Origin of the sequence: Nesterenkonia sedimenti (assembly GCF_012641515.1) — a bacterium.
Taxonomy (GTDB): Bacteria; Actinomycetota; Actinomycetes; order Actinomycetales; family Micrococcaceae; genus Nesterenkonia; species Nesterenkonia sedimenti.
Genome location: NZ_JABAHY010000029.1, coordinates 1 through 9807, shown reverse-complemented (window position 1 = coordinate 9807; position 9807 = coordinate 1). Strand labels below are relative to the sequence as shown.

The 9807-nt window shown below is 63.0% G+C and carries 5 protein-coding genes; 4 read left to right on the top strand and 1 reads right to left on the bottom strand.

Annotation, left to right across the window (positions count from 1 at the left end; all coding sequences use genetic code 11):
- Positions 1-547: 547 nt before the first annotated feature.
- Genes HGQ17_RS14615 through HGQ17_RS14600 form a run of 4 tightly spaced genes read left to right on the top strand, consistent with a single transcriptional unit; the run spans position 548 to position 7003 of the window.
- Positions 548-2494 carry a type I restriction-modification system subunit M gene (locus tag HGQ17_RS14615; RefSeq protein ID WP_168888690.1) on the top strand — a complete coding sequence of 649 codons (1947 nt, stop codon included), beginning with the start codon at positions 548-550 and terminating at the stop codon, positions 2492-2494.
- On the top strand, positions 2491-3690 hold the full coding sequence (locus HGQ17_RS14610; protein WP_211090711.1) for a restriction endonuclease subunit S domain-containing protein: 1200 nt from the start codon (positions 2491-2493) through the stop codon (positions 3688-3690). Before HGQ17_RS14615 ends, HGQ17_RS14610 begins: the two co-directional genes overlap by 4 nt.
- Entirely contained in the window at positions 3687-6800 is a 3114-nt protein-coding gene (locus HGQ17_RS14605) for a type I restriction endonuclease subunit R (protein WP_168888689.1), read from the top strand. Before HGQ17_RS14610 ends, HGQ17_RS14605 begins: the two co-directional genes overlap by 4 nt.
- A 2-nt stretch (positions 6801-6802) precedes the next feature.
- Positions 6803-7003, top strand: coding sequence for a helix-turn-helix domain-containing protein (locus HGQ17_RS14600; RefSeq protein WP_168888688.1), 201 nt, complete (start codon positions 6803-6805; stop codon positions 7001-7003).
- A gap of 707 nt (positions 7004-7710) precedes the next feature.
- On the opposite strand, the gene HGQ17_RS14595 is transcribed toward HGQ17_RS14600, so the two are convergent.
- Complete coding sequence (locus HGQ17_RS14595) at positions 7711-9720, bottom strand: AAA family ATPase (RefSeq protein WP_211090710.1); 2010 nt, start codon at positions 9718-9720, stop codon at positions 7711-7713.
- Between the last annotated feature and the right edge of the window lie 87 nt (positions 9721-9807).

Below are 9807 nucleotides of genomic sequence, written 5' to 3'. Positions count from 1 at the left end.
GGATGCTCAACACCTCAGCAACCGTGATGAACGCGGCTTGACAGACATAGAAGAGTCAAGCCCTCCACCAGCTCTGGGAGCGGGCTGGGGCTGTCGTGCCTCTATCAGCGATCCACGATCCGCCGCGACCAGCTCCTGGGTGACAACACCCCCCGGATCATTGATGACTGGGGGCAAATGATCATGCCCAGGAACCGGACCGGCTAACCCCTTCATCCTGCTGGACTCCGAGGCCACCTACAAGCTAACGGGGGTTCTGCGGGATACTCCGGCCGTCGATCGCCCCAGGTTAGGAGGCGAATCTGCTGCCACGCTCTACTGAGCTTGGCTACCGAATCTGCGGGGCAGATGCGGGATTGCGGGGAGTTTGAACCTGTTACACCGACGCTCGAGTCTCGCCGGCGATGATCAGCCTGACCCTCGCGAAGATCAACTCGGCCAGCGTGCCTGCCCCGCTCCAGACGTGGCTCCGGCTGTCACGTATCTGATGCAGTCGCGTGTAAAGTTCTTGATACATCACGATCGTCAAGGACTAGGAGAGTGCCCGATGGCCGATGCGACGGCAGCATCCAGGGCGACGACTGCACGCATCGTCTGGGACACGGCGGACAAGTACCTGCGCAACATCGTCGACGAGGAGGACTACGGCGACTACATCCTCCCCTTCACCGTCCTTCGACGCCTCGAGTGCATGCTTGCGGACAGTAAGGACGACGTGATCAAGTACGTCGACACCCTCACCGGCATGCCGCAGCACCTCATTGACATCGCGGTCAAGGACAAGTTCGGCCTGGGCTTCTACAACGTCTCGCCGCTCGACCTCGCCACCATCGCTTCCGTCGACGACAACGTGGACAAGTCTCTCAAGAGCTACATCGACGGCTTCTCGCACAACATCTCCGACATCTGGGTCTCTTTCGACTTCAACCGGCGCGCGAAGATCCTTGCCGACGCCAACCGCCTGCATGCCGTCGTCAAGCACTTTTCGACCCTCGACCTCAGTCCGAACACGCTCAGCAACACAGGCATGGGCGACGTCTTCGAGGACGTCATGTACCGAGCCTTCAATAAGAAGGGCAAGGCTGCCGGCAACTTTTACACGCCCCGTGACGCGATCAAGCTCATGGTCGACATCCTCATCACCAACGACGACGAGACCCTCGCCGGCGACAGGGCCCTTCGCTCGATCTACGATCCCACTGCTGGCTCCGGCGGCATGCTGCTCGTCGCACAAGAGGCCCTGCGGCGGATGAACGACAAGGTCGACGTCACGCTATACGGCCAGGAGCTGATGCCCTCAGCGTTCGGTCTCGGCAAGGCCGACCTCTTGATCCAGGGCGGCCGACCTGACGCGATCAAGCAGGGCAACACCCTCGTCGAGGACCTCTACGACGGCCAGACCTTCGACTATGTCCTGTCGAACCCGCCGTTCGGCACCGACTGGTCGGCCGACGAGAAGGCGGTCCGCGACCAGGCCAAGGTGCCGGGCTCGCGGTTCAGTCATGGACTCCCGAGCACCGCCGACGGCCAGATGCTGTTCCTGGCCCACTGCGCCTCAAAACTGACCCCTGCGTCCAATAACGGCCAGGGCGGCCGTGCAGCCGTCGTGTCAAACGCCTCGCCACTGTTTACTGCCGACAAGGGCCCAAGCGCGATCCGACAATGGTTGCTCGAGGAAGACATGATCGACGCGATCGTCGCTCTGCCCGCGGACATGTTCTACGGCACCGGTATCGCGACGTACGTCTGGTTTCTGGACACCAACAAGCCCACCGAGCGTCAGGGCAAGGTCCAGCTCATCGACGGTTCTGGCCAGTGGTCGCTCCTTCGCCGACCTATGGGTGAGAAACGACGCCAGATCGAACGTCACCATCGGGAGCTGATCGTCGAGGCGTACCAGGCGTTCGATCAGGCGGATCCCTCGATCTCGCGAGTAATGACGCCCGAGGACTTCATGTTCCGAGACGTTCCGGTGTTCAAGCAGGCAAGACTGGGCGCCCGCTTTTCTGACGACGCCGTCGAGGCGCTCCGCGAGCGCAAGGACTTTACCGACGGGCACCTCGAGGTCCTCAAACAGCTCGACAACACGCCTTGGAACGACCTGCCCGCGAACTTCGCTACGGCGGCGAAGGCAGCCGGCCTCAAGTGCCCGGTGGGGCTTGTCGACGCCGCCATGGAAGCCATGGCCACCCCTTACCCGCCCGCGCCTCCGGCGGTCAATCGTCGAGGTAAGCCAGTCATCGCTGAGGGCTGGAAGCACACGGAGCGCATTCCTTTGACCGAGGACGTCGACGAACACATGAAGCGCGAGGTGTTGCCCTTCGCGCCGGATGCGTGCTGGGACGCGCCCAAGGCCAAGCGTGGCAACGAGATCGCATTCAAACGGTTCTTCTACGTTCCGACGCAACCGCGCCCTCTCGCGGAGATCGACTCCGACGTGTCGCGGATCATGGGCGAACTTTCGGCCATGTTCGCCGAGGTTCACGAGGCATGAAGTCAGCCACCAGCTGGAGGTCGGTTCCCTTCTGGTCCTTGTACCGGCGCGAGAAGAAGGTCGGCTTCCCGGCCGAGGAGCTCCTCTCGATCTACCGCGACTATGGCGTCATTCGGAAGTCGGACCGGACAGACAACTGGAACCGTGCGGGCGAGGACCTCTCCGCCTATCAGCTCGTGGAACCCGGCGACCTCGTGCTGAACAAGATGAAGACCTGGCAGGGATCGCTTGGTGTCTCGTCCCTGCGCGGGATCGTCTCGCCTGCCTACTTTGTCTACAAACCGCGAACCGACGACGATCCGCGCTTCCTCCACTACGCGCTGCGGTCGGCGCACCACGTTGGATACTACGCAAGCATCTCGAAGGGCATCCGCCCGAACCAGTGGGATCTACAACCAGAGATGCTCGACATCATGCAGGTCCACCTGCCGGACCTCGACACCCAACGGGAGATCGCGGACAGCCTCGCGAAGGTCGATCGTATGATCGCGACGCTCGAAGACCTGGCCGATGCGCTCCAGCAACGAACCACAGACACTGCGGCGGTCTTCGGGCTCGTCGACGACCCTTACAGGCATGTCGAGGACGCGCGCACCCCCCTGGATGGGATCCCCGAACACTGGGCTCGTACGAAGTTCGGCTTCGACTTCGTCGAGAGCACCGAGCGGAACGGTGGCAGCCCGCAGGGTCCGCTGCTCTCAATCTCGGAGTACCGCGGCGTCGAGGTCAACACTCGGACCGACGGCCAGCAAGCGTCCGCGGACATTTCGCACTATCGCGTGGTTGGGCCGAACCAGTTGGCGGCGAACATGATGTGGCTGAACCACGGCGGGCTTGGCGTCTCGTCTCTCACCGGGTACATCAGTCCGGACTACAAGGCTTTCGACATCTCCCCGCGGTTCTACCCCCGCTACGTCCATCACCTGCTCCGCAGTCCGCGCTACGTCGACTACTTCGCCACGATCGGAACCGGCGTCCGCCCGAACGCGCAGCGAGTCACCAAGACCGCCCTCGACATGACACCAGTGCCGATGCCGCCTTACGAAGAGCAGCGAAAGATCGGCGACCATCTCGACGAGGTGGTCAGCAACATCGACCGCATGCAGGAGAAAGTCGCGGCGCTTCGAACGCTGCTCCACGAACGACGGGGCGCGCTAATTACGGACATTCTCGCCGCAGAAGGAGTCCTCTCATGAACCACTCACAGCTGATGGAGCTCGAGTTCGAGGAAAACCTCTGCTCGGAGTTGGCCGAGAGCGGCTGGCTGTACGAGGACGACGGGAAGCCGATCGGCTGGGACGTCGGGCTCGCGATGGTGCCGGCCGATGCGCTGCACTGGCTGGCGACGCAGTACCCGGATGAATACGAGAAGGCCGTTCCCGAAGACCTCGTCGGCGAGCAGAGGTCGGACGCGGAGCGGAAGCTCCTGGGCCACATCACAAAGGAGCTCGGCAAGGCGACGCGGATGGACCCGACGACCGGGTACCCCGTCGGCGGACTGCTCGGCGTGCTGCGCAACGGCTTCTCCTACGCCCAGATCGGCCGTCCCACCGCCAAGTTCGGCCCGATGATGATCTTTCCCCCGGCGAACCCGAACCTGGCTGAGGTCGTCGAGGCCGCCGATGCGGTCCGGCTGCGCGTCCTGCGCCAGGTCCGCTTCGACACCAAGACCAATGAGAGCATCGACGTCGTATTGCTGGCCAATGGGCTACCCGTCGTCACGCTCGAGCTCAAGACCGACAACACGCAGACAGTCAACCATGCGATCCGCCAGTACAAGGAGGACCGCAAGCCCGGCAGGAGCCGCCCGTTGCTCGCTCCCGGCCGTGCGTTGGTCCACTTCGCGGTGTCCAATGACCTCGTCTATATGACGACGAAGCTTCAGGGCGGGGACACCGTCTTCCTACCCTTCAACCAGGGCAACGACGGCCACGAGGGAAACCCGCCGTCGAGCACCGGCTCGTCGACGAACTACCTCTGGCGCGAGATCCTCGCCCGTCCGATGTTCATGCGGATCCTCAAGGACTTCGCCCTCTTCGACCCCGGCAAATCAGGGAAGAGGGAGGACGGCCGGCTTGTCTTCCCGCGCTTCCACCAGCTGCGGGCGGTAGAGCGCGTGGTCGCCGACATCGAGGCGAATGGCCCCGGCAAGCGCTACCTGATCTGGCACTCCGCGGGCTCCGGCAAGACCAAGACCATCGCCTGGCTGAGCCACCGGCTCATCCGCCACATGAGCGCAGACTCGAAGTCGACGTTCGACTCGGTCATCGTCGTCACCGACCGCACGGTCCTCGACGAGAACATCCGCGACGACATGAATCTGGTGCAGTCGAGCACGGGGCTCGTCGTGGCAGTGGGCGAGAAGTCCGGGGCGAAGTCTCCGCAGCTGAAGAAGGCGCTCGTCGAGGGCGACCACATCATCACGTGCACCCTGCAGACGTTCCCCGAGGTCATGAAGCTCATCGAGAACTCCGAGGAGCTGCGTGGCCGGCGCTGGGCCATCGTTGCAGACGAAGCGCATTCGTCCCAGTCGGGCTCGGCGGCCAAGCAGGTCAGGGAGTTGCTCGTCGATGTCGAGATCGATCCGGACGAGGACATCAGCGCCGATGACCTCCTGGCGGCAAAGGACTCGGCGATCGCTGCTGCCGCGAACATTACCTTCGTCGCTCTCACGGCGACGCCGAAGGCGAAGACCCTTCGCCTGTTCGGCACCCAGGTAGGGGGCCGTTGGGAGGCCTTCGACACGTACACGATGGCACAGGCGATCGAGGAAGGCTTCATCCTTGACGTCCTCACGAACTACTCGACTTACGACATGTTCCTCCGCGTGAAGAACACCCTCGAAGGCGAAGAGCCGGAGCAAGCGGTCCAAGTCAATACGGGCGAGGCGGTCTCGAGCATCGTCCGCTATGCGAGGCTCCATCCAACCGCGATCGCACAGAAGGTCCGGGTCGTCGTCGAGCATTTCCGTCGGAACGTCCAGCCTCTGCTCGACGGTCAAGCGCGCGCCATGGTCGTGACGAGTTCGCGCATGGAGGCGTTGAGCTGGTCGCGGAAGATGGACGCGTACATCGCAGAGAAGGGGTACGACCTCCACACTCTGGCGGCGTTCTCGGGCTCGCTCACCGACGAAGGCGGAGAGAGCGTTACCGAGGTATCGGTCAATGGAGTCCGCGACGTGGGCCACGCCTTCCGGGAACAGGGCGTCTACCGAGTGCTCATCGTCGCCAACAAGTTCCAGACCGGTTTCGACGAGCCCCGTCTGATGGCGATGTACATCGACAAGAAGCTCTCGGGAGTCGCAACAGTTCAAACGCTGTCCCGTCTGAACCGCATCTACCCCGGCAAGACAGCGCCGATGGTCGTCGACTTCCGCAACACCCCGGCGAGTGTGCAAGCCGACTTCAAGCTCTACTACTCCGACGCTTACGTCGATGGCGAGGTCGACCCCAACACCTTGATCACCGTGGGTGAGCGCCTGGACACGTCCGGGCTCTACACGCACGATGAAATGGACGCAGTCGCCGACACATTCCTATCGGTGCTGGGCGGCGAAGCGATCGCCAAGGTGCTGGCCCCTATCAAGAACCGCTGGAACGGTCGGTGGCGTCAGGCGGTCTTAGCGAAGGACAAGAAGCAGAAGGAAGAGCTCGAAGCCTTCCGGTCGGACCTGCTCGGCTACCGCAGTGCCTGGCAGTTCCTCAGTCAGATCGTTGACTACCAGGACCCTGAGCTTCACCGTCGTGCCATCCTCGCGACGCTGCTCGGTCGAAATCTCCACGCCGATGGCGACGAACGGGACGACAGCTACCTCGAAGGGGTTCAGTTGTCTGGTGTGAAGCTCGTTCCTTCTGCGATCGAAGAGGACCACTCCCTCAGCGAAGGCAGTGGAGAGGGCATCCGGCTCCCCGTCTTCGACGGAGAGCACAAGGGCGGCCGCACCCCGAAGCGTGGTCCGCTCGACGAAGCGATCGACAAGGTCAACGAGATGTTCAAGGCCAAAGGCGTCGACGTGAGCTCCGAAAGTGTCTCCGGCTTCATCACGACCTTCTGGGGATTCCTCGACGAGAACGAGGAAGCTGTGGCGATGGCGAAGAACAACACCGTCGCTCAGCTCAAGGCGTCTGAGGGATTCAGCGGTGCAGTTGGGCTCGCCGTTCTCAAGACCGTGAACGAGTCGAAGGAAATCCAGTCCTACATGACGGACCCGGCGTTCATCGGCCAGCTCGCCGAAATCGCTGCTGACGCCCTCCACGCCCAGCACCGGCCCGACGCGGGCGCTGGGGCCGCGGTGGAAGATGCGTGACCATGGTTGAAGAAGCACAGCCGGGTTTCGGCAAAGTCATCCGTGACGCCAGAAAGCGGCAGGGCTGGTCCCAAGCTGAGCTCGGAGAGAAGTCAGGCTTGTCGCGTCCTACGATCGCTCGCGTAGAAGCGGACAACGATGTCACGACGGCCACCGTCGCGAAGATCGCGCTAGCGCTAGGGCTGAAGCTGGAGTTGCGTTGACGTTCGTGACGCTGCAGCGCCCCGGAGCATGTCCACGTTCTAGGTCCGGCAGGACCCTAGATTACTCCGAGAACGTCCCTGCGAGATCGACGCAGAGCCGGTTGTCGAACTTGTAGTCCGGCTAGTCCGAGAGCATGCATTCCAGTGGTTCTAGTTCAAACGAACGTGAACCGTAGTACGGAAGGTTTCCGTGCATGACCTGACCTCCGTCCTACCCCATGAAACCGGTTGACCTCATGCAACCGGTCAACACCCCGTGCGGCAGGGAAAAGGGTGACTGCGAGAGCCCACGGATTTGTGGTCGGTGCTGTTTGCTGTGCCTGGGAAGCGAGGCGTTCGTAGAGCGCCAGCAGCTCTACAGATTTCTTGAACGGTAGGAGGCTGCTGAGCATCGCCCGGCTTGATGTAGCGACTGCGCTCTACCCCACCGAGGCCCCGACGGCTGACACACGGCACGCCCCTAAAGGGAGCGTGCCAGCGTGTCAGTCCGTCCTTCAGGTGCCCGCTTCTACCTGCTGACACGTTCCTGACATGTTCCGGCGTGTCAGCCACTTGCCCGGAATCGCGGGGCAGAAGCGGGCAACAGGCAGGGCCTGACACGCCGTTGGCACGGCCCGCCATGTCAACAGCAGAGCTGACACGAGACCTGACACGTTGCAGCTTTCCAAGCCTCAGCCTCGGGGCTGTGTCTTGGGATCGATAGAGGCTCATTCTTCGACCTCCTCGGAGCTGAAGGCGGCCAGCGTACGGCGCTCCGTTTGGACCTCTTCCACGAGCTTGGCGGTGATCCTCTCGGGGAAGTCCTCCCCGGCATTCACCGCTCGGTCCCGTTCGGCCTTCACTGCCTCCCAGCACTTACGGTAACCGGTGTCCGGCGAAAGGCCCAGCTCTTCCAGAACGTCCCTGAGCCGTGTCTTGCGGTCTCCCAGAGTGGGCGTGTTGGTGGGCTCGAACCTCAACCTTCCAGCCCCGTCCTTCAGCCAGCGGTAGGAGAAGCGGTCCGAAGCGCCCCCGGCACCTGCGCGACGCTTCAGGTTCTCCATCGTGTAGAGCCGGGGCGTCTCGGGCCTGGTTCGGCACTGTTTCCGGTTCTCCCACGTCAGTGTCCAGGACATGCCCACGTCATCGCGCTTGCCTGAGGCCCCACGCGCCCGTTTACCCTTCCCGTTTTCTCCCACATGCCCGGTGTTATCGGTGCGGATGACGGTAAGGCCCCGTCGCTTCAGCTCCGTGGACGTGAGCTTGTAGAGCCTGCGCATGGTGTCGTTACTGTTTTCTTCCCCATCTGTGACTCGCTGCGTCGAGTCGAGGATGAGCAGGTCACCGGCACCGAAGCCATAAGCGTCCAGGATCAGCCTCAACTGCTCGGCCCCGTCCGGGGTGTCCAGCCCGGCAAGCATGGGAAGGTGAAGCACGAGCAGTCGGTCCATGAGCTGCTGAACGTTAGCGGGCGTCACACCCAGGGCAGGGAGCCTCTCGGCGAAGTCATCTTCGCTGTTCTCCATGTCGATATAGAGCACCCGGTTACATTCCGGGAGATTCAGCGGCCGTCCGATAAAACTGCGGTCACCACGGGCTGCGCATACGCCCAGGCCTAGAGTCTGCATGGACTTTCCCTCACCGGCGGGCGCGATAAAAGAAACGTGCTCACCCTCGGGCACCACATCGGCCCACAGCCAGCGCCGAGGTGGACGGGCAGGGTCCACCAGCGGGGCAAGGTCCAGCAGCGGGAAGCGGGCACGAACTGCCGCGTAATCCTCTTCAGGATCGGCAGCGTTCAGCGTCTCAGCCACAGCGTCATCTGCGTGAGGCGACGGCGTCGCCGGTTTCGCGTCATGATCCAGCCCCTGGTTCTGGCATGCCTTGTGCCCGGCGGCGGACTCAACCTCTCGGGCCAGCACGCGGGCTTGCCGCGCGTGGTCCTTGCCGATGATTTCCCCGAGGCGACCGAAGCCCTGCACCGTGTCGCCTGTGCGGATACGGCGAAGCGTGGTGCCCATGACCTCCTTGATCCGAGTGTCAGTGCCGTCGTCGTCGTGCGTCGCATCGGCCAGCGCCGAGATGAGCACCGGCAGGTTGCGCTCCCAGAACGGGTGAACTGAGCCGTCGGTGTTGCGGAGCATTCCGCCCGCCAGCGCGAGGTACGCCTCATGCCGTCCGCCCTGTGTGGGCCAGGTGTCAATGAGCACAGTCCCGAGGGCCAGCAAAGCTACCTGCGTTGCAAGGAGCTGGCCGTTGATCTGCGTCGGCTTGGCGAACTCAGCCCCGTGCCACATGTACTGCTCACCGGACGGGTGCGTGGACGGCGGCAGAAGCGTCTGTGCCTTGTTGGAACGGAACTCAACGGCCATAGCGCCGTCGGGCATCATATGACGCCGAGACAACGGCAGAGTGCCCTCCTCGACCTGATACCAGTAGTGGCTGGCGGCATTGCCGGGCCGTCCGGTGACCATGTCCGTAGGCGGCAGGAAGTGACGCTTGAGCCGGTTCACCGCCGGGTGGTCGAGGTCAACGTCCACCAGGTTTGATGAGCGCTCACCGAGGAGCACGCCCACGTTGGTGTGCCCCTCCTCGTACCACTGCGTGAACTGCTCAGTGACCTCATCTTCGGTCTCAAACTTGAGCTTGGTCCAGCCGACGACGGCGGGCCGCTTACCACTGGATTGAATTGGAATAGGGGTCCAGCCTGACCGGTGAGCTTCCACCGCTGTAGACACGAGTTCCCGTAGCTGTAGCAGCCGTGGTGCCTCACTGTCAAGTCCCCGGGAAATGATCCCTCGTGCCTCATGTAAAAGTCCCCGCGT